The sequence below is a fragment of the Pseudomonas sp. 14P5.3.2 genome, assembly GCF_057799175.1.
Window position 1 is genome coordinate 216,359 of the sequence record NZ_JBYOKU010000001.1, and the last position, 23,703, is coordinate 240,061.

A 23,703-nucleotide genomic window follows, 5' to 3' on the forward strand; every position below is an offset into this window, starting at 1 on the left:
CAGGCGCTGTGCCAATACCGGCATATTCCGAGAGGTGGTCAAACGTGGCTAAAGACGAGAAGAAAAGCAAAGATGACGCTTCGAAAGCCAGCAAGGATTTGAAAGACAAAAAGTCCTCGCCGGACAAGAAGTCAGCTGCAGCCTCGGCGCTTTCAAAGTCTTCCGACAAGAAAGACAAGAAGAAAGACGCCGAACCGAAGAAGTCTGCAAAAAAAGCCGATAGCAAGCCGGAAAAGGCCAAGGACTCCAAAAAGGCAGACAAGCCGGCGAAAAAGAAAAAGTAACACTTGCGACTCGCCAGGGCTTCACGCCCTGGCGTCCCTCAGATCACGTCTTCAAACCGTTTCTTCAACCCTGCGCGCATCCCCCAAGGAATCACGCTGCATCGACTGCAGGTTTTTCTCGATGGTTTCGCACAGGGCCTCCATCTGGATCTGGTGCTCGCTATGGCGAAACGGGCTTTGCAGATCGGTGCCGATGCGTTCGATGGCCAGCAGCATGAAGCCCACCACGGTCGAGGCGAGCGGGGTGAACCAGCCCAGCGATTCCACCAACCCCACCGGCACGATCAGGCAGAACAGCGAGATAAACAGGCGCGGGAAGTAAACGTAAGGGTAGGGCAGCGGGGTATTGGCGATCCGCTCCATTCCGCCCTGGCTGTTGGACAGCTCGACCATCGTCGATTCCAGCCGTGCCAGACGAATGCTGTCCAGGCGCCCGGCTTTGTATTCCCGGGCTAGCAGGGATGCCGAACCGGTGAGGATGTTGTTGGCAAAGTTGTTGGTGGTGCCGCTGCGGGCGAATTCATCTGCCGGGATGAACGCGCGGACTTCCTCCGGACATGGCTGACCGCGCAAGTGCGCTGCTAGGCAATTGACATACGCCACATGGCGGCGCAACAGCGTCGCTTTCAGCGGATTCACTTCGTTATCGGGGTCATCCAGCAGCGTCAGCACCTGGCGGGCGAAGCTGCGGGAGTTGTTGATCATCATGCCCCACAGCGTTCGCGCTTCCCACCAACGGTTGTAGGCGCTGCTGTTGCGGAAACTGATCAGCACCACCAGCGCTGAACCGAGCAAAGTCAGAGGCATCAGCGGCAGGTTGATCTTGGCGTTGAGGAACAACATGAAATCGACGGTGACGGCGATGTCCCAGAGCAACAGCCAGAACAGCGACCAGCCCACATAGCCCATGGTCTTGATCATCAGACGGTATTTTTTGACGATGGCAGCTTTCAAACGGGAACCTCGTGGCGAGCGGTAAGCGTGAACGCCTTAGCTCGGACGCTGGTTCGGGGGTAAAGGTTCGGTGTTGACCGAGCATCTTGGTTACGACAATTTGCGAGCAATAAAAAACCCGGCAATCACGCCGGGCTTTTTATTGCCTGAAGTTTCGCCAGAAGGCTCAGAGTGAAGCTTTAACCTGCAAGCCAAACACCAACGCATTGTCGATGTTCTGCCCGGAAAACGCGCCCGGTTCGATGATGTATTGCATGTTCGGGCGCAGCGTCAGCCACGGCGTGGCCTGATAGCCGTAGCCGAGTTCGATCAGTTGCTCGCCACTGTCCAGGTTCGGGAACTGCGTGCCATTGGCCATGGCGGCGTCCTGTTGCACGTCGCGGCTGCGCGGATTAGGCACAGCGCGGCCGTAGCCAAGAGCGACGGTGTCACGCGGGCGACCTTCGAACGGTTTGTACAACACCAGACCCGTGCCGTACCACTTGCTGAATGGCGATGCCGCTTCGCTGGCCGCCGAGTATTGGCCGAAGGCATGCAGGCTGCGGCCCTCGGACGTTGGCGAACTCCATACGGCCTGATCGATCAGCAGATAGTGACCGCCACGACCGGACACTTCTTTGTCGCTGCCGATGCGTTTCACGTCGGAGCTGTCGTAGTAGTAACCAACCTTGTATTCGCCGGGCAATTCACCCGCGTGCTTGTACACCAACTCGATCGGCACCACGGTACCAGTGGTGTGTTTCGGGCCCAGATGCCAGGCGCGGCTGGAGTTGCCGTTGCTTTCGGGATCGACGTTGAACGCGGCCACGCGCAGTTGCCACGAGGACGACAAGTCGTATTTCACCCGCACACCCAAGTGCGCGTTCGGGTAGTTGGTCCAGCCGCTGCCGCCGGACATGTTCAGCGGATGGCCGCAGAAACCAGCGTTCATGAAGTTGCACAGAATGCCGCTGTCGAGGCCGCCGAGGTCGTTGCCCATGGCCATGTAACCGAGCTTCACGTTGAGCGCCGGGGTGAACAGGCTGCGCTCATAGCTCAGTTCGGTCAGGCGGGTGTAGAGGCCGCCGTAGTTTTCCTGGATCGGCAGACGGTTGCCAACCAGATCTTCCGAGGCGCTGTTGCCGCGGCGGTCGTTGATCGTCAGCTGGACCTTGCCGGCGTTCTCTACGCCATACAACTTGCTCAGGTCGAACTGCGCGCCGAGCTTGATGTTCTGCGAGTAACGGCCGGAGCGGTGCAGGCCGCCATCGGCGTTGTAGGCCATTTCCCCGGTGTAATCGCCGGTGAATTTGATCCCGTCTTCGTCCATCTGATGCCGCAGACCGCCCCAATCGCCGGTCAGGGTGTTGCGGGTCAACAGGTTCGAATCGGTATCGGCGAAGGCGGGCAGGGTGGTGCAGGTCAGGCCCAACAGCACGCCGTTGACCCAGCCGTTACGAGTAAAACCAAACATGGAGATCTTCCTGCTCAAATCTGTAGCGCTATCGGAAAGCGGCGCGGCACCCTCAGGTGCCGCGCGCAAAAAGAAAGCGCCCGTGTTCAGCACGGGCGCTGCGGCTTACGGCAAGGCGTAGGCCATCACGTAGTCGCCGCGATCGGTCGACTGACGTGCACCACCGGCGGTGACGACGATGTACTGCTTGCCGGTTTTCGGCGAAACGTAGGTCATCGGGCCTCCCTGACTGCCGACCGGCAGACGCGCTTTCCAGATTTCTTCGCCATTGGCGCTGTTGAAGGCGCGCAGGTAGAAGTCCTGGGTGCCGGCGATGAAGATCAGGCCACCTTGGGTCGACAGGGTGCCGCCGAGGGTCGGCAGACCGATCTTGATCGGCAGGTGCATGCGAATGCCCAAGGGACCTGTGTCTTCAACGGTGCCGACCGGAACCTGCCAGGCGATTTTCTGAGTCTTCATGTCAATGGCCGTCAGGGTGCCGAACGGCGGTGCCTGGCACGGAATGCCGGCCACCGACAGGAAGCGGTTTTTGTTGACCGCGTAAGGCGTGCCTTTGAGCGGTACCGCGCCCATGCCGGTGTTCAACGCCTCGCCACCAGAGGAGGCCTGCGCCTTGTTCTGCGACGGGATCATCTGAATCCACAGACCCAGGCGCATGTCGTTGACGAAGATGAAACCGTGCACCGGGTCAGTGGAGATGCTGCCCCAGTTCATGCCACCCAGCGAACCCGGGAAGCTCAGCGATTTGTCAGTGCCTGGTGCGGTGTACAAGCCGTCATAACGCATCGATTTGAAATCGATCCGGCATAGCAACTGGTCGTACGGGGTGGCGCCCCACATGTCCGATTCAGTCAGGTGCTGGGCTCCGATCTGCGGCATGCCCACCGATTTTGGCTGGGTTGGCGAGTATGGTTCGTTCGGGATGTTGGCGGCTTTGACCGGTACTTCTTTAACGTCGGTCAACGGCTTGCCGGTGGCACGGTCGAGCACGTAGATCTGCCCGGCCTTGGTGCCGATGACCAGCGCCGGAACGGTTTTGCCGTCCTTGGTGAAGTCGATCAGGCTCGGCTGCATCGGCAGGTCAAAGTCCCAGAGATCGTTGTGCACGGTCTGGAACACCCAGCGTTCATCACCGGTGGTGGCGTCCAGCGCGAGGATCGAGGCGCCGTAGGTGTGATCGAGTTTGCTGCGCTCGACACCATAGATGTCGGTGGACGAGCTGCCCATCGGCAGGAACACGGTGTTGGTCGCCGGATCGTAGGACATCGGCGCCCAGCTGTTCGGCGTGCTGCGCACATAGGTGCTGCCTTCCGCCGGGGCCTTTTTATCCTGCGGGTTGCCTGGGTCGAAGGCCCAGCGCATGGCCCCGGTGATCACGTCAAAACCACGGATCACGCCGCCCGGCATGTCGGTCTGTACGTTGTCGGCGACTCGACCGCCGACCACCACAGTGGTGCCGGCCATCAACGGCGCGGAGGAGAGCTGGTAGTAGCTGTCCGGCACATCGCCGAGACCGGCCTTCAGATCAACCTGGCCGTTGTTGCCGAAACCCTGGCAGAACTCGCCAGTGTCGGCATCGACCGCGATCAGGCGGGCATCTATGGTGTTGGTCAGCAGACGGCGCTGGCAATTGGCAGCCGGCGCAGGCTTGGCTTCGATGATGCTCGAGTTGCTTGGCTGAGCGATGCTCTTGGTCGCATCGAAATAAGCCATGCCACGGCAACGCTGCCAGACTTTGGATTTGGCGTTGATCGCGTTCTTCCACAGCTCTTTGCCGGTGTCGGCATCCAGCGCGATCAGGTTGTTGTGCGGGGTGCAGATGAACACCTTGTTGCCGATCTGCAACGGGGTGAGCTGGTCTTCGGCACCGTTGCCATCGCTCTCGGCGACGTCACCGGTGTGGTAGGTCCACGCCACTTTGAGCTTGTCGACGTTGTTGCGGTTGATCTGGTCCAGCGCAGCAAAGCGGCTGCCGCCTTCGGTATTGCCGTAGTGCGCCCAGTCTTTTTGCGCCTTGTCTGGCTCAACCGGGGTCAAGCCCGGGCCAGTGCCGGTGGCAGCGACGGTCGGGTGCGCAACGAACATGTTGCCGGCAGCCACCGCCAGTCCCACGGCCAGCACAGCGGCAACGCCGTAAGCGCCACGACCCGGAACACCACCGTTGGCACGTTTGAGCAGCGGGTAGACCAGCGTCACCGCCAGGCCCACGGCACTGAACATGAACAGACGCGAGAACACCGGCCAGAACACCAGCCCGACATCGCTCACCGCCCAGATCGCTGTCCCCACCAGAAATGCCGCGAAAAGCCAGGCGCCGGCAGTCTTGAAGCGAGCGATCAGCAGACCGGAAACGGCCATCACCAGACCACCCACGAGGAAGTACCACGACCCTCCCAGGCTGACCAGCTTCACTCCGCCAGCCGCAAGTGCCAGGCCGAGCAGGGCGATGATCACCCCCAGCCCGACCAGAATGAATTTTGATATGCCCGAGAGGCGTTGACTCTGCTTCACGTTGAATGTCCCGTTGAAATGAGGCGTGCATTATATAGATAGGTAACTACCTAGTTAAATCACTAATTCAGTAATGAACTGTTGTTCATTGCGAAATCCCCGTCCTGAGCGGGGACCTGCGCTTTCAAGGGGCTGGAAAGATATTTTGAATGCCTGCAAATAAGCCTTTTTGTCAGAAAAAATGTGAGTTATGACAGCTGTCGCCATCAACCACGATTATTACGCAGAATCGAAAAATTCAACGCCGCCGCCACACTCAGCCAGGCCAGATACGGAAACAGGATCAACCCGGTGATCAAATCCAGGCGCAACGCCATAAACACCATCACCGCGACCACCAGCCACAGCACCAGCAGAATCACCATGGCAGCCGCCACCTGATGCGCGCCGAAGAACACCGGCGTCCACAACGTGTTCAAGGCAATCTGCGCCGCCCACAGCGCCAGTACTGTCTGACTGCCAGGAATCAGGCTCAAGCGATAGCCGGCCCAGGCCAGCAGTAGATAGATAATCGTCCAGGCCACCGGAAACGCCCAGTTGGGTGGGGTGAATCCGGGTTTGTTAAGCCCTTCGTACCATTGACCGGGTTTGAAAATCACCCCGGTACTTGCTGCAGCGCCGCACGCGATCAGAAAAATCAGAAAAGTCACCATTGTCACTCCTTGGCCGCAGCCACTCTGTCTGGGGTTATAGCGCCGCAACGGTCGCTCATTCGGATTTCATCGCCATCAGGTCACTGACCCGCGCCACCAGCGTGTCGACGGCAAACGGCTTGGTCAGCACCTGCATGTCCGGGCCCAATTGACCGGCGCCAATCACCGCGTTTTCTGCGTACCCGGTAATGAACAGGGTCTTGAGGTTCTGGCGGATTTCCCGGCCGGCATCGGCCAGTTGTCGACCGTTCATGCCACCCGGCAAGCCGACGTCAGTGATCAGCAAGTCGATGTGAATGTCCGAGCGCAACATCTTCAGCCCGACCACACTGTCAGCGGCCTCTATCAAGGTGTAGCCCAGATCGCCGAGTACATCCGTCAACAACGCGCGCACCGTAGGCTCGTCGTCCACCACCAGAATCGTTTCGCCGGCCTTTGGTAATGCCAACGGAGCAGTATCCCGGTCATCGTGGTTCGGCACCGGTTCACCATGGTAACGAGGCAGGTAGATGCACATCTCGGTGCCATGGCCGACCTGCGAATGCACACGCACCTGGCCACCGGACTGCTTGGCGAAACCGTAAATCATCGACAGCCCCAGCCCCGTGCCCTGGCCCAGCGGTTTGGTGGTGAAAAACGGGTCGAAGGCCTTGGCGATGACATCCGCGGTCATGCCGGTGCCGGTATCGGTCACACACAGGCACAGGTATTGGCCTTCGGGCATGTCCAGCGCGCGGGCAGTCTCGGAGTCCAGCGTACGGTTGGCCGTTTCGATGGTGATGCGCCCGCCGTCCGGCATGGCATCGCGGGCGTTGATGCACAGGTTCAGCAGGGCATTCTCCAACTGGCTGGCATCGACCAGCGTTGGCCAGAGCCCGGGCGCGGCGCGGGTTTCCAGGACGATGCTGGGGCCGACCGTACGCTGGATCAGTTCGGTCATGCCGGTCATCAGCGTGTTGACGTCGGTTGGCCGCGGATCAAGGGTCTGGCGTCTGGAGAACGCCAGCAGACGGTGGGTCAGGGCGGCTGCACGTTTGACCGCGCCCTGTGCGGTCACCATGTACTTGTCGACTTCACCCAATCGGCCTTGGCTGATCCGCGCGCCCATCAACTCCAGCGCGCCGGAAATGCCGGCCAGCAGATTGTTGAAGTCATGCGCCAGGCCCCCGGTCAGTTGGCCGACGGCCTCCATTTTCTGCGACTGCCGCAGCTTCTCTTCGGCTTGCATCAGTTCTGCAGTGCGCGATGACACGCGCTGCTCCAACGTATCGTTGAGCGCACGCAACGCGGCGATGGCGCGGTCGCGCTCCGCTTCGACATTACGCCGTTCCTCGACGTCGATCAGCACGCCGGGAAAGCGCAGCGGGGTTCCATCATCGGCACATTCAACACGGCCGTTGGCCTCGATCCACTGGTACTTGCCGTCCGCACGGCGCACACGGTACTGGTGGGAATAGGCGCCACCACGGCCGATGGCCTCGTTGATCGCGCTGGTCAGTCCATCCTTGTCGTCGGGATGCACGGTGGTGATCACTTGTTCGAGGCTGAGCCCTTCGCGGCCCAGTGCCGGGTCGAGGTCGAACACCCGGGCGAACGCTTCGTCCACCGCGAAACGGTCGGTGGGCAAGTCCCAGTGCCAGGTTCCGATAATTGCGCCGGCGGCGAGCGCCAGTTGCACACGCTCGACGTTCTCCCGCGCCAGCGCTTCACTGGCACGCAAACGCTCCTCGGCGTCGCGCCGCTCGGTGACGTCGTTGAACAGGATCGCTATCTGCCGGTCGGCCGGATCGCCGACACGCACCGCGCGCACGTCGAACCAGCGTTCAAAGGTGTTGGCGTAATTTTCGAAGTTCGCGGGCTCACCAGTTTTGGCCACGTGGCCGTAGGTTTCGAACCAGAAACTTTCCAGATTGGGCGCGAACTCGGTCACCCATTTGCCGCGCAGGTTGACCCCGCACTGGTGTTCGAACGCCGGGTTGGCTTCGACGAAGTAGTAATCGACGGGTTTATCGTCAGCGTCGAATTTGACCTTGACGATGGCGAACGCCGATTCGATGGTTTCCAGAATGGTGATGAAGCGTGCCTCACTGCGGGCGAGCGCATCCCGACTGGCTTGCAGTTGCGCCGCCATGTCGCGATCGAGGTCAACGACCTGCGTGTCGACCAGGGTGCTCTGAAGCGCCGCGCGCAATCGCCTTACCTCTGACTCAAGCGCTTCGCGGCTAAGGTGTTCAAGGGTATCCATGTGACCTGCTTTGTTGAATTTTCAGGGTCTGGCTTCATAGCGCGCGTAGGCACAACACGAGCAGTGGACGTTGCGCTCGCAGGCGACTCGAGCGCCGATCATCCGTTGACCGGGCGCGCTGTGCTTAAGTTTCACCACCCGCGCAAGCGAGCGTTCATTTCAAATCGACTCGCCATTATCCAGGCGGGCCAACAGGTTCTGCCCGCGTTGCCACAGCGCATCCTGCTTGGCTTGCGGCATACGGTCCAGGTTCTTGTACATCATCGCCATGCGCTGATTGCCGCGCAGCAGATCACCGTGGCGCATCAGGAAATGCCAGTACAACGCATTGAACGGACAGGCATTGTCAGCCGTACTTTCGCTGACCTTGTAGGCGCAACCGCGGCAGTAGTCGGACATGCGATTGATGTATTGGCCACTGGCGCAATAAGGTTTGGAACCGAGATAACCGCCATCGGCGTGCATGACCATGCCCAGCGTGTTGGGCAGCTCGACCCAGTCGAAGGCATCCATGTAGATCGCCAGGTACCACTCACAGATCTGGCTCGGCGCGATCCCGGCGAGCAGGGCGAAATTGCCGGTGACCATCAGCCGCTGAATGTGATGCGCATAGGCATGCTGCAGACTCTGGCCGATGGCCTGGCGCATGCAGTTCATCTGCGTAGCACCGGTCCAGTAGAACTCGGGCAATGGCCGGCTGTTGCCGAATGCATTGCCCAGTGCGTAGTCCGGCATTTTCAGCCAGTACACGCCGCGCACATATTCTCGCCAGCCGATCAGTTGGCGAATGAAGCCTTCGGCCGCATTCAGCGCAATCCTTCCTGACCAATAGGCCGATTCGACATCGCTGCACAGCTGTCGCAAATCCAACAGGCCAATGTTGAGTGCGGCGCTGATCCGCGCATGAAACAGGAACGGTTCATCACTGGCCATGGCGTCCTGATAGTCGCCGAATCCTGCCAGACCATAATCCAGAAAGTATGCCCACAGCGCCTGCGCGTCGGCATGGGTGACCGGGTAGTTGAAGTCGTCGAGTGCGCCGTAGTGCTGGCTGAAGCGCGTCTTCACCAACGCAAGCACTTCACGGGTGATGGCGTCGTTGCTGAAGCGGGCCGGGTAGGGCGCCTTCACGCCTTTGGGCAGGGCCTTGCGATTCTCCGCATCGAAATTCCACGCGCCGCCCACCGGCGTGCCGTCGCCGTTGAGCAGCAAGCGACTCTTGCGGCGCATCTCGCGATAAAAGAACTCCATGCGCAACTGCTTTTTGCCGGCAGCCCAAGCGGCAAACTCGGCACGACTGCACAGAAAACGCGTGTCGGCGTGCCAATAAACGGGCAGCCCACAGTCCTTGATCGACTGCTCCAGTCGCCAGTCCCCGCACTCGGTGATGTGCACTTCCTCGGCCTGCAGCCGCTGTTGCCAACGGTGTAATTCCCCCGGCACTGAACCCCTGTTGTGCGGATCATCCAGGGTCACATATTCGACACGAACGCCCTGGTCTCGCAGTGCCTGTGCGAAATGACGCATGGCGCTGAAGATCAGGGCAATCTTTTGCGGGTGGTGCGGCACATGGCTGGCTTCTTCCATGACCTCGACCAGCAGCACGGTGTCGCGCTCGCTATCAAGTGCCTGCAATGAAGCCAGGTCGAAGGACAACTGATCGCCCAGCACCAGGCACAACCGACGATTCTGGTTCATTCAGTGCGATCCGGCAGCATTCGTTTCATAACGGTGTGGTCAGCGAAAACGGAATGCGCAGTTCTTCGACCGGGTCTGCATCACGCCCGCACATTTCGTCGTGCACGCATTGCTGCACCAGCACGCAGGGGAATGCCGGTACGGTCTGCAACAAGTCACGCAGATGGGTGATCGAGCGCAGGTGCATCGGTTTCGCCGCGTCGTCGAGCAAGGTGAACTGGCCGTGATCCAAGCGGATGCGGGCCAGGTAAAAACCACCTTCAAGCGACAGCAGTTCCAGCTCACGTATTTCGCTGTTGGCCGCACGCTCGGTCAGGGTTTGCAGATTCATGCTTCACTCCTTGCCTATCAATTCAGCACTGTTCATTGGTTTTCCCCCGCGCCCTGGCGACGGAAGAACAAGGTCACCTGGCCGACTTCAACACCGAGCTTGGACATGCTGGTGCGGTTGATCAGCGTGTCCTCGTCCATCTGGTACATCCAGTCGTCCATGCTCATTTCATAGGTCGAGCCATCGACCGGCAGATTCAGGTGATAACGCCAGTGCAACGCATTGCCGGCGACCTGGCCTGTGGCGACACCCACCACGTCACCCGCACGACCGCTCCAGCGTCCCTGGCCCTCCGGCGTCAGGGTCCAGACGCGACGTTGGCGCGTGCCGTCGCTGTACAGGAAGTGCTCATCGAGAATCAGGTTGTCGCCTTCACGATGGCTGACGATGTCGACCTCGAAACGCTTGACCACTTCCCCGGAGCGCTTCTGAAACATCCCCCAGGCTTTTACGGGTTTGCTGAAAAAGCGCTGCAGATCCAGCGCCGGTTGCTGATCCGCATAGCGGGCGACATCCACGCTACCGCAGCTCGCAACGCCGAGTACCAGAGCCAGTAAGAGCACAAGTCGGGCCATTGCCGTTCTCCCTGAGTGCACAGGTATGGAGGGTGAAGTTGGGAATATCGTGCTTGTACAGTGGGTTTGCCGTGTACAGGTTTATCGCACCTGTCGAAGGTCGGAAATCAACTTCGCCGCCCGATCAATTGCAGGAACTCCTGACGCGTCGTGGAGCTGTCACGGAAGGCGCCGAGCATCACCGAGGACGTCATGATCGAGTTCTGCTTTTCCACGCCGCGCATCATCATGCACATGTGTCTTGCTTCAATGACCACGGCCACACCGGCGGCATCGGTGATCTGCTGGATCGCCTCGGCGATTTGCCGGGTGAGGTTTTCCTGGATCTGCAGGCGACGGGCAAACATGTCCACCACGCGCGCTACCTTCGACAGCCCCAGCACTCTGCCGGTGGGGATGTACGCCACGTGCGCCTTGCCGATGAAGGGCAGCATGTGGTGCTCACACAAGGAATAGAGCTCGATGTCACTGACGATGACCATCTCATCGCTCTGCGACTCGAACAGGGCGCCGTTGGTGACGTCTTCAAGGCTCATCGTGTAGCCATTGCACAGATACTGCATCGCTTTGGCCGCACGTTTGGGCGTATCCAGCAGGCCTTCACGCTCGGGGTCTTCGCCGACGCCGATGAGGATTTCACGGTAATGGCTGGCAAGTAGTGGGTTCATTCAGGGTGCTCGCGGCGGTGCTGTGCGTGAGGGCCAATCCATAGCGGAAGAGTTGTACGCAATGAAGTGCTTTGTATAGGTTTTATTCAAGATAGGCTGAAAAAATCCACCTGACAATGAATCGGAGATCTTTTTTGTGCAGATGCGCGAACCTCACATCGCAGCGCGTGAGGTTGCGGGTGTAGCAGGGAGAAGAGGATGCGCTCCCGGGGAAAATGGGAGCGCGTTGCGAATTCGGTGAATTATTCGCTGTAGGTCGGGTAATCCACATAGCCTTCGGTATTGCCGCCGTAGACCGTGGCGGGATTCAACGGATTGAGCGGCCAGTCATTAGCGATGCGCGCCGGCAGGTCCGGGTTGGCCATGAACGGACGACCGAAAGCCACCAGATCGGCCAGTCCCGACTCAAGCAATTGTGCGCCGGACTCAGCGTTGTAGCGCCCGGCATAGATGATCGCGCCACTGAAGGTGTCGCGCACTGCACGGCGGAAGGTCTGCGGCATCACGGGCGCGTCGTCCCAGTCAGCTTCAGCGATTGACAGGTAGGCAATGCCCACATCCTCAAGCACCTTGATCGCTTCGATATAAGTGGTGTGCGGGTCTTCTTCCACCATGCCCAGATAGGTTCGCGCTTCATCGGTGGTGGTGAACAATGGCGCGAACCGCACGCCGACTTTCTCCTTGCCGATGCACTCGGCGACACCCGATACCACTTCGCGCAGAAAACGCAGGCGATTGTGCAGCGAGCCACCGTACTGATCGGTGCGCACATTGCTGTGGGCAGAAATGAACTGGTTCACCAGATAGCCGTTGGCACAGTGCAGTTCGATCCCGTCGAAGCCGGCGTCCATCGCATTGCGCGCCGCCTGAATATAAAGCTGAACCAGTTCCTGGACTTCATCGGTGCTCAGCGCTCGCGGCGCGGAGGGTGTAACCAGCTCGCCAGCACCCGGCGCGGTTTCGATGAACACGCTGACACGCTCGGTGGCGATGGCAGAAGCTGAAACGGGTGCCGCGCCATCGGGCTGCAACGCGGTGTGGGACACACGTCCGACGTGCCAAAGCTGCGCGAATATCACGCCGTACTTTGCATGCACCGCTTCGGTGACTTTGCGCCATCCGACAATTTGTTCAGGGGTATGAATGCCAGGCGTCCAGGCGTAGCCCTGACCACGAGGCTCGATCTGCGTACCTTCGGTGACCAGCAGACCGGCGCCGGCACGTTGCTGGTAATACTCGGCCATCAAGGCGTTGGCGACATTGCCCGGTTGTGTGCTGCGCTGGCGGGTGAGGGGAGGCAGGACGATGCGGTTTTTCAAGGTGTGCAGGCCCAGGGTGACGGGGGTGAAGTAAGGGCTGTTTTTCATGTAATTCCTGTTTTGACCTTATTAGACCAGTCGACTAGTAATGCAGTAAAAAAAACACCGTGCGTCACGCGCACGGTGTTTGGGGCGCTGGAGGGCTCAGGCCAACAGTTTCAGCAGTTTTTCAGCGACGGCTGCCGAGCTGGCAGGGTTTTGACCCGTCACCAGTTGACCATCGGTCACCACGTGAACCTGCCAGTCAGCCACCTTGGAGTAACGCCCACCGAGACGCTGAAATTCGTCCTCGATCAGGAACGGCACGACATCCGTCAGGCCCACAGCGGCTTCTTCAGCATTGGTGAAACCGGTGACGTCCCGGCCTTGAATCAACGGTTTGCCATCGGCAGCCACCACGTGACGCAGAACGCCCGGTGCATGGCAGACAAAACCGTGAGGTTTGTTGCTGCGGTCGAAGGCTTCGATCAAGGCGATCGAGTGTTCGTCTTCGGCCAGATCCCACAGCGGGCCATGGCCACCCGGATAAAACACGGCATCGAAATCGTCAGCGCTGACATCCGCCAGGCGCCCGGTATTGGCCAGTGCCTGTTGGGCAGCAGGGTCCTTGCGGAAGCGGTCGGTTTCAGCGGTCTGTGCATCGGGCTCATCACTTTTCGGATCGAGCGGTGGCTGGCCGCCGGCCGGTGATACCAGGGTGATCTGCGCACCGGCATCCTTGAAGGCGTAGTAGGGAGCTGCGAACTCTTCGAGCCAGAAGCCGGTTTTCTTGCCGGTGTTGCCAAGTTGATCGTGGGAAGTCAGAACCATCAAGATTTTCATAGAGCGCCCTGTGTTGGTCTGGTGTCCTCGACGGGTTCGTCAGCGACACCTCGGAAGGAGTGACGGGCACAGAATAGGTTTATATTAGACCGGTCGTCTAGTAAATTTTTGCGACCGTGTCCCCGAGTGGTCACTGTGGCAAACTGCTGCTCATCAGAAATATACGACTGGTCTAATGTTTGGTATTTTGCGCCCCATGAAACCGACCTACGACGATACCCGCCAACACCTGCTCGACACCGGCCACCGCATGATGGCCGAAAAGGGCTTCACCAGCGTTGGCCTGAGCGAGATCCTGCAGACCGCCGGTGTGCCCAAGGGCTCGTTCTATCACTATTTCAAATCCAAAGAGCTCTACGGGCAGGCGCTGCTCGAGGATTACTTTGTCGGCTACCTCGCAGACATGGAACGACGCCTGACACTGCCTGGGCTAAGCGCTTACGAGCGGCTGATGGATTACTGGCAGGGCTGGCAGAATCGTTGCACCCTTGAAGGCCATGGCGATGAATGCCTGGTGGTGAAGCTCAGCGCAGAGGTCGCCGACCTGTCCGAGTCGATGCGCCTCACGCTGCGTGACGGCGCCGAGCGCATCGTTGCGCGTATCACGACGTGCCTGGAAGAAGGGCAACTGGATAAAAGTCTGCCGGATACCGACGCTCGCCAACTGGCAGAAACCCTTTATCAACTCTGGTTGGGCGCCAGTTTGTTGAACAAGCTGCAGCGCACGGGGCAATCGTTGCAGACGTCGATGGTGATGACGAAACGGCTTCTGCAAAACTGAGGACAACAAAGGTTTATAGCGATTTAGCCACGCGCACGCCTGCATCGTTACGAGCAGGCCGAGTGGTCGGCTTCGCCATGATCTTTGTCCTCAGTTGCAATACGCTGACGACCGTCTGAACCGTTGTGAATGGAATTCAAGTACCGATAAAGCGTCTGCCGGCTGATATCAAAGTCACGCGCCAATTTGGATTTACTTTCTCCGGCGCGGGCTCGGTGAATTAAGCTGACAACCTGATTGTCAGACAGTTTTTTCTTGCGACCTCTGTAGGATCCGCGAATCTTTGCGGTGGCAATTCCTGCTGCCTGCTTTTCCCTCGTCGCATTGCGCTCAAACTCTGCGAGCCGCTCCATTACCGTAATGATGGGTTCCACAACTTCAAGGCAGTCGTGCCGGAAAATCAGGTTTTCTTGAAGAAACTCCAGCGTTACCTGCTTTTCAATCAACCGGCGAATGATGGTGCACAGTTGCTCGGTACTGGTAGTGAGCGATGCCATGCTGTCCACTACCACAGTGTCCCCGCATTGTATGTAGCGAATCAGCCTTTCAAGGCCTGCGCGATTCACGCCATTGTCTGCTGCGTTATCGCAAAACGCTGCGTCAAATACATCTTGGCTCGTTAGTTTCTCTAACGTGTCCTTGGAATTTGCTAGAGAAAGCCGGAAATATCTGATGCGGTGCAGTCTCATGGTGCCTCCTTGGCAATACTTGTACGCAGTCCTTCTGAACTTGTACAAGCTGTAACTAAATTATTAATTCCTTACACAAATAACTGTAACGCTGAACCCGCCCAAAATACACAGTTGCAAAGACCTGAACTTACCTTATTATTTTGAAGCCTGGAATGATTCTAGCAATTTTTTTGAAAACAGTCGGCTTCGCATCTCTTGAATGAAGTGCGTGAACTCGCGCACCTAACTTGAATGCCTGGTTTTTAGCGTTCAAACCACTGATTTGTCCGGCTTGACGAGGCTGGCAATACCCCGACGCAAGCAGAGGATGAATTGATGAATGTCTTGAAGAAAGCCATCGAAATTGATCGCCTGAATACCGATCAGGAAAAAATTGATGAAGTAACCCGGCGAATTACCGAACACGGAAATTACCTGCGCAAGCGCTATCCGCTCCTGCAGTATCAGAATGCTCTGGGGGCGAGTGTCATGGCGTTTTCCCTGGTGGGGATGGCCGTTACGGGAGGCCTTTACCTGAAGGGTTTCATCCCAGGATGGACGTGTATTTTAATCAATGCGCTGCTGACTTCGTTCATTCATGAAATCGAACATGATTTGATCCATCGGCTTTATTTCAGAAAACAACCGCTGGCTCATAATGCCATGATGTTTTTGTGCTGGCTGGCCCGGCCGGGAATGCCCAGCCCCTGGTTAAGACGCGATCTGCATTTTCATCACCATAAGGAGTCTGGAACTGCTTCGGATGTCGAGGCGTGGATCACCACCAGTGGCAACCCGTGGGGAATACTGCGGTTATTGAAACTGATCGATGGATTTTTGTTTGGTTTTCTAAATGCGGTTTTAGCGCCGGGATGGCGGCAAAAGGTAAGATTGTTAGGCAAGATTATTCGACTCAATACACCGTTCGGTCTGTTGTATTGGGGATGCTGGTATGTATTCCTCGGCTACCATCTGTATATCGGACTTGGGTCAATCATGGGGGCGGAAGTATACAGTTCTGCCGCGACGCTGGAATTAATGGATGTCGTCAATAGTGCAGTGGTCATCCTTATTGCGCCAAATATGATACGGCAGTTCTGCCTGTTCTTTATTAGTTCAAATATGCACTATTATGGTGACGTTGCTCCGCGCAATGCGTTACAGCAAACACAGGTAATGAACCCTTGGTGGTTGTGGCCGTTTCAGATGTTCTGCTTCAACTTCGGCAGCACTCACAGCATTCACCATTTCGTTGTGCGAGACCCGTTCTATCTGCGTCAGATGACGGCACCTTATTCGCATAAGGTCATGGCAGAGGCGGGGGTCAGATTCAATGACTTTGGCACTTACAAACGGGCGAATCGTTTTTCCATGGAGCACTCTCAAACCCGGTCGCGTGGTTGAGTTCCTTCACAAACATCATTTGTTTGAAGCATTTCAAGACGAGGATTCCTGATATGAGAGCGCAAGGGATGTGTGCGAAGCCGTTCGAAGCGGTCAAGCAAGCTTTCGAGGACATGTTTGATGATCCGCAGGAGCGTGGGGCCGGACTCTGCGTGCAGGTAGGCGGAGAAATGGTTGTCGACCTCTGGGCCGGCATGGCGGATCTGGAGGGCACGAAGCCTTGGGCCCGCGATACGCTCGCCAATACCTTTTGCGTCATAAAACCCTATGTCGCCGTGGCGGTTCTGATGTTGGTCGAGGAGGGCAAGCTGGAGCTGGATGCGCCCGTGGCCCGTTACTGGCCTGAGTTCGCCCAAAGCGGGAAAGCAAAGGTCACCTTGCGTCAGGTAATGAACCACACCGCAGGCCTGCCGGCGTTGCGAGCACCCGACCATAACGCCAGAATGTATGACTGGGAGCATATGGTGCAGGTCTTGGCGGCCGAGCCGCTTTGGTGGGAACCGGGAACAGACCTGGGGTACGGCACCACCACCTTCGGCTGGATTCTCGGTGAGTTGATTCGTCGGGTGGACGGACGAGATCCATGCGTCTTTATTCATGAGGAGATTCTGGATCCCCATGACCTCGACGTTCACCTTGGCGTGGATGAAAAACACTTTCACCGTATCGCGCGATTCGACAGTGCCACGGGGCGAGTCGGGGACCCTTACTCGCAAGCGTTGCGCACGGTGCTGAAAAGCGAGCCATCGCACATCGCGACATTCGCCTTCACCAACCCCGGAATGGTACCTAGACGAACCAGTGACCCGCGCTGGTGGGCCTATCGGCAACCGGCTGTATGCGCACATGGGACGGCTCACGGCCTGGCCGGTTTTTATAGTGCATTACTGGCGGGAAACTTTATCGGTCGCGAACTGCTCAGTGAGTTCACTCGAGAGCACAGTCATGGCATGGATCGGGTATGGATGCGCCCAATGCGTTACGGATTGGGCTGCATGCTGGAGCAGCAACGCGACCCCGCAGCTTCCCACGCAATGGGCCCGGGCACCTTTGGTCATATCGGCCTTGGCGGCCCGATCAGTTTCGCCGATCCCGAAACGCAAGTGAGCTTCGGTTTTGTCACCACGACGTCGGGCAGTCATTCGATGATTGATCCGCGCCCTGGCCGGTTGTCATCCCTCGTGTATGCGGCGCTCTGAGCGAGAAAGCAGACGCCCCACAATGACCGCTGAACAGCAACTGGCCCATCTCAAGGAATAAAGCGATAACCCACCCCTGTTTCCGTCACCAGATGCCGTGGCTGGGACGGATCCACCTCGACTTTTTTGCGCAAACCGCCCATGAATACACGCAAGTAAGGGGTGTCGGTGGTATGCGAGGGGCCCCATACCGCCTTCAGTAATTGCAGGTGGGTCAGGACCCGATCAGGGTGTGAGCACAGATGCACCAGCAAGCGGTATTCGAGCGGGGTCAGATGCAATGGCGCGCCGTTGCGTTCGACGACACGTCGTTCAACATCGATGCGCACTTCGCCGAAACTGAACACCGAGTTGTTTTCGGCATCCTTGGCTTGTCTGCGCAGCAAGGCCCGGACTCGGGCCAGAAGCTCTCCGGTGCCAAACGGCTTGACCAGATAATCGTCGGCACCGGTGTCCAGGGCCAGGATCTTGTCGGATTCCGCTCCGCGCGCCGACAGCACGATGATGGGCACCGGCGACCAGTTGCGCACATCGCGAATCAGATCGATACCGTCACCGTCGGGCAAGCCAAGGTCGAGCACGATCAGATCGGGGCGGCGCGTTCCCGCGTCGACGAGACCTCGGTGAAAGGTGTCGGCCTCATGCACTTCCAGACCTTCGGCTTGCAGGGCCATACGCACGAATCGGCGTATTTCCTTCTCGTCTTCAATGATCAGAACACGGGGCAATGATTCGCTCATGGCTGCTCCTCGTCACTGCGTTGCGCAAGGGTTTCGATATCCGGCGGCGTTTCAAGGGGCAGGCGCAAGGTAAAACAGGCTCCGCCTTCAGGCCGCGTCACCCCTTCGATCGTCCCGCCATGGGCGTGCGCAACGGCCCTGCAGATGGCCAGGCCCAAACCGACACCGGGGATCGCACTTTCTTTTTTGCCGCGCATGAATTTGTTGAAAATGTCCTCTTCGTGGCCGTAGGGCAAGCCCGGCCCCTTGTCGGCAACCCAAAGCTCGAAGTGATCTGACGTGGCCCTGGCCCCCAGATCGATTGGGGTGTTGCTCGGAGTGTATTTGATGGCGTTCTCGATCAGGTTGATCAGGATGCGCTCGATCAGCACCGCATCGATGAAAACGGGGGGCAGATCGTCGTCCAGTGCGACGTGCACCGACCGTTCGCCAAGCGTCGGCGCAATGGCTCGCAGCGCGCTACCGACCACGTCTTCAATCAGCTGCCACTGGCGATTCAACTGGACCTTGCCAGACTCGAGGCGGGCCATGTCCAGCAGGTTGTTGACCAGCGTGTTCATGCGCAGCGCCGATTCGCCCACGGCGCTGGCGATCTCGGCTGCTTCGGCGGGCAGCGGAGGATGAGTCAGCTTGAGCGCTTCGGCCAACCCGACCATCACCGAAAGCGGGGTTCGCAGATCGTGAGAGATAGCTGACAGCAACGAATTGCGCAGCCGTTCGGACTCCATTTGCACAGTGGTGTCCTGGGCGACGTGAATGTAGTGAATGCGCTCCAGCGAAATCGCCAGCAGGGAGGCGCAGGTGTCGAGCAGTCGTCGCTGCTCCGGTACCACCAATCGCGTAGTGTCACGCGGTTGCACCGCCAGCACCCCGCGTACGCGCATGGGCGCCGAGAGCGGCAGGTACAGGGTCGGGCTGGAGGGCAGGGTGTCGGTGCCGTACCCGGCCGGTTCGGATTTGTCGAATGACCACTGGGCGATCGCAACGTCCACCAGCGGCGCCTCCCCGGTGATCAGCGGTGCCGCCAGCTTGTCGTGGTCATCGGCGACCAGCAGTGCCGAGCGGGCGCCGAATTCGGCGGAGAGAAATCGCGCGCCGATCTCGGCAACTTGTTCGGTCATCAGTGCCGCAGACAACAAGCGCGACATGTCATACAGCGCACGCATCCGGTCTTCGCGTCGCTGCGCAACCCGCGCCTGATACGTCAGGCCCGCAGTCATCTGGCCGATGACCAGGGCTACGACGAGCATGACGCTGAAGGTCACCAGATATTGAGCGTCAGCGAAGGCGAACGAAAAGCGCGGCGCGACAAAGAAAAAGTCGAACGAAGCCACCGAGACAAACGCCGCCAGAATCGCCGGGCCGCGCCCCAGGCGAACCGCTACCGCGACCACCGCGAGCAGGAAGACCATGACGATATTGGCTTGCTCGAACACATGCAGCATGGGCAACGCAATCACAGTCGTCGCCGCGCAGATCAGCACACTCCAGGCATAGTCGCGCCAGACGACAGGGCCGCTGCCGGTCTGGGTGCGAGTCTCGGTTGGTGCATGTCGGTTGGCCGGAAGCGAGATTTGAATCACATCAAAGTCAGCGCCCAGCTCACCGATGCGCTCGGCCAGCGCTTTGCGCCAGAGTCGCCGCCGAGGATGTTCGTCGCGGCCCACCACGACTTTCGAGAGGTTGTACTGCCGGGCATATTTGACCAGTGTTTCGGCGATGTCCTGACCGGCCAGCGTGGCGATCTGCGCGCCCATCTCCTGCGCCAGCTTCAGCGTTGCCAGCATCCGCCGCCGCTTGGTCTCGGGCAGGCGCTGCAAGGCAGGCGTTTCGACGGTCACGGCGTGCCACGGCACATTCAACTGAGCCGCCAGACGGGCTGTTGAACGAACGATTTTCTCGGCCTGTTCATGCGGGCTCACGCAAGCGAGCAATGAGTCGCGCGTGCCCCAGACCGGTTTCACCGAACTGCTTTGGCGGTACTGCAGCATGTCGCTGTCGACGCGGTCGGCCGTGCGACGCAGCGCCAGTTCACGCAGGGCAATCAGGTTGCCTTTGCGAAAAAAGTTCTGCACCGCGCGCTCGGCCTGTTGCGGCAGGTACACCTTGCCTTCTTTCAAGCGCTGCAACAGATCATCGGGCGGCAAGTCGACGATGACCACTTCGTCGGCGTTGTCGAAGACATGGTCGGGCACGGTCTCCCAGACACGAATGCCAGTGATGCCGCCAACAATGTCGTTGAGGCTTTCCAGGTGCTGGACGTTCATGGTTGACCAGACATCGATCCCGGCGCTCAGCAACTCCTCAACGTCCTGCCAGCGTTTTGGATGACGGGAACCGACCACGTTGGAGTGAGCCAGTTCGTCAATCAGGATCAACCGGGGATGACGCTCAAGTGCAGCATCCAGGTCGAACTCGGTGACGGTACGCTGCTTGTCGACAACCTGTTTGAGCGGCAGCCGATCAAGCCCTTCGGTCAGCGCCTCAGTGTCGGCGCGACCGTGGGTTTCGATCACGCCAATCAGCACCTTGCTGTCCTGCAGTTTGACCGCATGCGCAGCAGCGAGCATGGCGTAAGTCTTGCCCACCCCGGCGCTGGCACCGAAGAAGATCTTCAAGCGGCCGCGTTCGGCTTGCGCGGCTTCTTCGCGAATCCGCGCCAGCAGCAGGTCGGGGTCAGGGCGTTGGTCGGCCATCAGGCTCACCGTGTGTCAGCGTTCAATGAGCGGCGTCGAGTGCCAGGTTCAGAGCGAGGACATTGACCCGTGGTTCGCCGAGAAATCCGAGGAGCGGGGTTTCCGACTGTTCAGCGATCAACTGATCAACCCGTGCAATGGGCAGGTTGCGCACCCGTGCAATCCGGTTCGCCTGATACTTTGCGGCGGCAATGCTGATGTGCGGATCCAGCCCACTGGCGGAACTGTAGACCAGGTCGGCGGGGATCGTCGCGGTATTGCCCGGATCGGCGGCGTGCAGGGCGTCGATCCGGCCTTTCACCGCGTCCATCAATGCCGGATTCAGTGGCCCCAGATTGGAGCCGCTCGAGGCCTGCGCGTTATACGGCATGGGGCTGGTGGCAGACGGTCTGCTCCAGAAGTATTTCGGGTCACTGAAGCCTTGACCGATCAACAGCGAACCCACGGGTTTACCGTCTTTTACGATCAGGCTGCCAGAGGCTTGCGCTGGAAAAACCAGTTGCGCGATGCCTGTGGTCAGCAGCGGATAAGCCAGGCCGGTGATCAGTGACAGCGCAATCAACAGAGTCAACGCCGGACGCAGTAGAGATGTCATGACAGTAATCCTCGCTTAAACCAGGCCGACGGCGGCCAGTGCCATGTCGATGATCTTGATGCCAATGAAGGGCACGATCACGCCGCCCAGCCCATAGATCAGCAGGTTGCGGCGCAACAACAGGGCCGCACCGACCGGGCGGTACTTCACGCCTTTGAGGGCCAGCGGAATCAGGAAAATGATGATCAGCGCGTTGAAGATCACCGCCGACAGCACCGCTGAATTCGGGCTGGTCAGCCCCATGATGTTCAGCGCGGCGAGCTGCGGGTAGGTGGTGACAAACGCGGCGGGGACGATAGCGAAATACTTGGCGATGTCGTTGGCAATCGAGAAGGTCGTCAGCGAACCCCGGGTCATCAGCATCTGCTTGCCGGTTTCCACCACCTCGATCAACTTGGTCGGGTTGCTGTCCAGATCGACCATGTTCCCGGCTTCCTTCGCCGCTTGTGTTCCGGAGTTCATTGCCACCGCAACGTCGGCCTGCGCCAGCGCCGGCGCGTCGTTGGTGCCGTCGCCGGTCATGGCCACCAACCGGCCTTCAGCCTGATAGCGGCGGATCAGTTCGAGTTTCTGCTCGGGCGTGGCTTCGGCAAGAAAGTCATCGACCCCGGCTTCGGCGGCAATGGCTGCTGCGGTAACGCGGTTGTCGCCGGTGACCATCACGGTCTTGATGCCCATGCGCCGCAGTTCGACAAAGCGCTCCTTGATGCCGCCCTTGACGATGTCCTTGAGCTCGATCACGCCCATCACTTTCGCGCCGTCGGCCACCACCAAGGGTGTGCTGCCGCGACGGGATACTTCTTCAACGATCGATTGCACCGCTTCGGGAAAGTGTCCACCCAGGCTCTGCACATGGCGCAGGACTGCTTCGCCGGCGCCTTTGCGCAGTTGCCGCTCGCCGAGGTCGACGCCGCTCATACGGGTCTGCGCGGAAAAGTGTACGAAGTGCGCGTCGAGGGCGGCGATGTCCCGTTCACGCAGGTTGAAGCGCTGTTTGGCCAGCACCACGATGCTGCGTCCTTCGGGGGTTTCATCGGCCAGCGAAGCCAACTGGGCGACGTCGACCAGATCCGCTTCCTTGACGCCCGGCGCCGGCAGGAACGCCGAGGCATGGCGGTTGCCCAGGGTGATGGTGCCGGTTTTGTCGAGCATCAACACATCGACGTCACCGGCGGCTTCCACGGCGCGCCCGGAGGTGGCAATCACGTTGGCCTCCATCATGCGACTCATGCCCGCGACGCCCACGGCCGACAGCAGTCCGGCAATGGTGGTGGGAATCAGGCAGACCAGCAGCGAGATCAGCACCGTTATCGACACCGGCACGCCGGACTTCGCCACCGCAACGCTGTACAGCGAGAAGGGCAGCAGCGTTACCGTCACGCCGAGGAACACGATGGTCAGCGCCACCAGCAGGATCGACAGGGCGATTTCATTGGGGGTCTTTTGCCGCTTGGCGTTTTCGACCATGGCGATCATGCGATCAACAAAAGTTTCGCCGGGGTCGGCGGTCACGCGTACGACGATCCAGTCCGAGAGCACCCGTGTGCCGCCGGTGACGGCGGAGAAGTCGCCGCCACATTCGCGGATCACCGGGGCCGATTCACCCGTAATGGCTGACTCATCCACCGAGGCCGCGCCTTCGATCACCTCACCGTCGGCGGGGATCATCGAGTCGGCCAGATCGCCGGCTTCCACCAGCACCATATCGCCTTTGCGCAGATCACTCGATTGCGCCAATTGCCATTCGGAACCGTAGTGCGGTTCGCGCAGTTTCTTCGCCCAGGTTTCCTTTTTCAGGTTGCGCAGGGACGCCGCTTGCGCCTTGCTGCGGCCTTCGGCCAGGGCTTCGGCGAAGTTGGCGAACAATACGGTGAACCACAGCCACAGGGCGATGGCGAGGATGAAACCGCTACCGGCCTCACCGTGGCCGCGCAGAGCCTGAACCCACAGGGCAGTGGTGATAATCGCGCCGATGTAGACGACGAACATCACCGGGTTGCGCCACTGGATTTTCGGACTGAGTTTACGCAGGGACTCGACCATGGCCGGGGCCAGCAGGGTCGGGTCGAACAAGGAGAACGATTTGCGAGTCATGGCCGTGGTC

At 59.3% G+C, this 23,703-nt stretch carries 20 protein-coding genes; 4 read left to right on the forward strand and 16 right to left on the reverse strand.

What is annotated here, in order from left to right; all coding sequences use genetic code 11:
• The first annotated feature begins 44 nt into the window (after positions 1-44).
• Positions 45-284 (forward strand): hypothetical protein, encoded by a 240-nt coding sequence (locus tag AC27VU_RS00945; protein ID WP_103483556.1) that lies wholly within the window; start codon positions 45-47, stop codon positions 282-284.
• Between the two features lie 51 nt (positions 285-335).
• On the opposite strand, the gene AC27VU_RS00950 is transcribed toward AC27VU_RS00945, so the two are convergent.
• The 11 genes from AC27VU_RS00950 to AC27VU_RS01000 all read right to left on the reverse strand — a co-directional run bounded on the left by AC27VU_RS00950 (position 336) and on the right by AC27VU_RS01000 (position 13,513).
• A complete protein-coding gene (locus tag AC27VU_RS00950) occupies positions 336-1,238 on the reverse strand; it encodes a bestrophin family protein (RefSeq protein ID WP_488723176.1) in 903 nt (300 codons plus the stop codon).
• A gap of 166 nt (positions 1,239-1,404) precedes the next feature.
• The gene (locus tag AC27VU_RS00955) at positions 1,405-2,691 is read right to left on the reverse strand and encodes a carbohydrate porin (protein ID WP_488723177.1); all 1,287 of its coding nucleotides are present in this window, start codon (positions 2,689-2,691) and stop codon (positions 1,405-1,407) included.
• 105 nt (positions 2,692-2,796) lie between these two features.
• A complete protein-coding gene (locus tag AC27VU_RS00960; protein WP_488723178.1) occupies positions 2,797-5,202 on the reverse strand; it encodes a glucose/quinate/shikimate family membrane-bound PQQ-dependent dehydrogenase in 2,406 nt (801 codons plus the stop codon).
• A gap of 206 nt (positions 5,203-5,408) precedes the next feature.
• Positions 5,409-5,852, reverse strand: coding sequence for a tryptophan-rich sensory protein TspO (gene tspO, locus AC27VU_RS00965; protein WP_488723179.1), 444 nt, complete (start codon positions 5,850-5,852; stop codon positions 5,409-5,411).
• 58 nt (positions 5,853-5,910) lie between these two features.
• A complete protein-coding gene (locus tag AC27VU_RS00970) occupies positions 5,911-8,100 on the reverse strand; it encodes an ATP-binding protein (protein ID WP_488723180.1) in 2,190 nt (729 codons plus the stop codon).
• A gap of 159 nt (positions 8,101-8,259) precedes the next feature.
• On the reverse strand, positions 8,260-9,798 hold the full coding sequence (locus AC27VU_RS00975) for a cryptochrome/photolyase family protein (RefSeq protein WP_488723181.1): 1,539 nt from the start codon (positions 9,796-9,798) through the stop codon (positions 8,260-8,262).
• 25 nt (positions 9,799-9,823) lie between these two features.
• On the reverse strand, positions 9,824-10,129 hold the full coding sequence (locus AC27VU_RS00980) for a DUF6482 family protein (protein ID WP_003224897.1): 306 nt from the start codon (positions 10,127-10,129) through the stop codon (positions 9,824-9,826).
• Between the two features lie 32 nt (positions 10,130-10,161).
• Positions 10,162-10,704 carry a DUF3833 domain-containing protein gene (locus AC27VU_RS00985; protein WP_488723182.1) on the reverse strand — a complete coding sequence of 181 codons (543 nt, stop codon included), beginning with the start codon at positions 10,702-10,704 and terminating at the stop codon, positions 10,162-10,164.
• Positions 10,705-10,811: 107 nt separating this feature from the next.
• Positions 10,812-11,372 carry a GTP cyclohydrolase I FolE gene (gene folE / locus AC27VU_RS00990; protein WP_103483412.1) on the reverse strand — a complete coding sequence of 187 codons (561 nt, stop codon included), beginning with the start codon at positions 11,370-11,372 and terminating at the stop codon, positions 10,812-10,814.
• Between the two features lie 242 nt (positions 11,373-11,614).
• Positions 11,615-12,739 carry an alkene reductase gene (locus AC27VU_RS00995; protein WP_488723183.1) on the reverse strand — a complete coding sequence of 375 codons (1,125 nt, stop codon included), beginning with the start codon at positions 12,737-12,739 and terminating at the stop codon, positions 11,615-11,617.
• 96 nt (positions 12,740-12,835) lie between these two features.
• A complete protein-coding gene (locus AC27VU_RS01000; RefSeq protein WP_488723184.1) occupies positions 12,836-13,513 on the reverse strand; it encodes a type 1 glutamine amidotransferase domain-containing protein in 678 nt (225 codons plus the stop codon).
• 196 nt (positions 13,514-13,709) lie between these two features.
• Between AC27VU_RS01000 and AC27VU_RS01005 the strand changes: the two genes are divergently transcribed.
• Positions 13,710-14,294, forward strand: a complete 585-nt coding sequence (locus AC27VU_RS01005) for a TetR/AcrR family transcriptional regulator (protein ID WP_103483554.1) — start codon at positions 13,710-13,712, stop codon at positions 14,292-14,294.
• Positions 14,295-14,341: 47 nt separating this feature from the next.
• Here the strand turns inward: AC27VU_RS01005 and AC27VU_RS01010 are convergent, their stop codons facing one another.
• Positions 14,342-14,983 (reverse strand): recombinase family protein, encoded by a 642-nt coding sequence (locus tag AC27VU_RS01010; protein WP_488723185.1) that lies wholly within the window; start codon positions 14,981-14,983, stop codon positions 14,342-14,344.
• Positions 14,984-15,301: 318 nt separating this feature from the next.
• On the opposite strand from AC27VU_RS01010, the gene AC27VU_RS01015 reads away from it, so the two are divergent.
• Positions 15,302-16,369 carry a fatty acid desaturase gene (locus tag AC27VU_RS01015; protein WP_488723186.1) on the forward strand — a complete coding sequence of 356 codons (1,068 nt, stop codon included), beginning with the start codon at positions 15,302-15,304 and terminating at the stop codon, positions 16,367-16,369.
• Positions 16,370-16,422: 53 nt separating this feature from the next.
• Positions 16,423-17,568 (forward strand): serine hydrolase domain-containing protein, encoded by a 1,146-nt coding sequence (locus tag AC27VU_RS01020; RefSeq protein WP_338802839.1) that lies wholly within the window; start codon positions 16,423-16,425, stop codon positions 17,566-17,568.
• A 50-nt stretch (positions 17,569-17,618) separates the two neighbouring features.
• Here the strand turns inward: AC27VU_RS01020 and AC27VU_RS01025 are convergent, their stop codons facing one another.
• The 4 genes from AC27VU_RS01025 to kdpB are packed head-to-tail and all read right to left on the reverse strand — an operon-like array spanning position 17,619 to position 23,693.
• On the reverse strand, positions 17,619-18,308 hold the full coding sequence (locus AC27VU_RS01025; RefSeq protein ID WP_103519821.1) for a response regulator: 690 nt from the start codon (positions 18,306-18,308) through the stop codon (positions 17,619-17,621).
• Positions 18,305-21,004 (reverse strand): two-component system sensor histidine kinase KdpD, encoded by a 2,700-nt coding sequence (gene kdpD, locus AC27VU_RS01030; RefSeq protein WP_488723187.1) that lies wholly within the window; start codon positions 21,002-21,004, stop codon positions 18,305-18,307. The genes AC27VU_RS01025 and kdpD overlap by 4 nt, the downstream gene beginning before the upstream one ends.
• A gap of 22 nt (positions 21,005-21,026) precedes the next feature.
• Positions 21,027-21,599, reverse strand: a complete 573-nt coding sequence (gene kdpC, locus AC27VU_RS01035) for a potassium-transporting ATPase subunit KdpC (protein WP_201137694.1) — start codon at positions 21,597-21,599, stop codon at positions 21,027-21,029.
• Positions 21,600-21,614: 15 nt separating this feature from the next.
• Positions 21,615-23,693: a potassium-transporting ATPase subunit KdpB gene (gene kdpB, locus AC27VU_RS01040; protein ID WP_488723188.1), complete on the reverse strand. Its 2,079-nt coding sequence runs from the start codon at positions 23,691-23,693 to the stop codon at positions 21,615-21,617.
• Positions 23,694-23,703 lie beyond the last annotated feature (10 nt).

Excerpts from the sequence above, each read along its gene's own strand:
- AC27VU_RS00955 (WP_488723177.1), bottom strand. The coding sequence starts at position 2,691 with ATGTTTGGTTTTACTCGTAACGGCTGGGTCAACGGCGTGCTGTTGGGC.
- AC27VU_RS01005 (WP_103483554.1), top strand. The coding sequence starts at position 13,710 with ATGAAACCGACCTACGACGATACCCGCCAACACCTGCTCGACACCGGC.
- kdpB (WP_488723188.1), bottom strand. The coding sequence starts at position 23,693 with ATGACTCGCAAATCGTTCTCCTTGTTCGACCCGACCCTGCTGGCCCCG.
- AC27VU_RS00995 (WP_488723183.1), bottom strand. The coding sequence starts at position 12,739 with ATGAAAAACAGCCCTTACTTCACCCCCGTCACCCTGGGCCTGCACACC.
- AC27VU_RS01010 (WP_488723185.1), bottom strand. The coding sequence starts at position 14,983 with ATGAGACTGCACCGCATCAGATATTTCCGGCTTTCTCTAGCAAATTCC.
- AC27VU_RS01015 (WP_488723186.1), top strand. The coding sequence starts at position 15,302 with ATGAATGTCTTGAAGAAAGCCATCGAAATTGATCGCCTGAATACCGAT.
- AC27VU_RS00980 (WP_003224897.1), bottom strand. The coding sequence starts at position 10,129 with ATGAATCTGCAAACCCTGACCGAGCGTGCGGCCAACAGCGAAATACGT.
- AC27VU_RS00975 (WP_488723181.1), bottom strand. The coding sequence starts at position 9,798 with ATGAACCAGAATCGTCGGTTGTGCCTGGTGCTGGGCGATCAGTTGTCC.
- AC27VU_RS01000 (WP_488723184.1), bottom strand. The coding sequence starts at position 13,513 with ATGAAAATCTTGATGGTTCTGACTTCCCACGATCAACTTGGCAACACC.
- AC27VU_RS01020 (WP_338802839.1), top strand. The coding sequence starts at position 16,423 with ATGAGAGCGCAAGGGATGTGTGCGAAGCCGTTCGAAGCGGTCAAGCAA.
- AC27VU_RS00985 (WP_488723182.1), bottom strand. The coding sequence starts at position 10,704 with ATGGCCCGACTTGTGCTCTTACTGGCTCTGGTACTCGGCGTTGCGAGC.
- folE (WP_103483412.1), bottom strand. The coding sequence starts at position 11,372 with ATGAACCCACTACTTGCCAGCCATTACCGTGAAATCCTCATCGGCGTC.
- kdpD (WP_488723187.1), bottom strand. The coding sequence starts at position 21,004 with ATGGCCGACCAACGCCCTGACCCCGACCTGCTGCTGGCGCGGATTCGC.
- AC27VU_RS01025 (WP_103519821.1), bottom strand. The coding sequence starts at position 18,308 with ATGAGCGAATCATTGCCCCGTGTTCTGATCATTGAAGACGAGAAGGAA.
- AC27VU_RS00970 (WP_488723180.1), bottom strand. The coding sequence starts at position 8,100 with ATGGATACCCTTGAACACCTTAGCCGCGAAGCGCTTGAGTCAGAGGTA.
- kdpC (WP_201137694.1), bottom strand. The coding sequence starts at position 21,599 with ATGACATCTCTACTGCGTCCGGCGTTGACTCTGTTGATTGCGCTGTCA.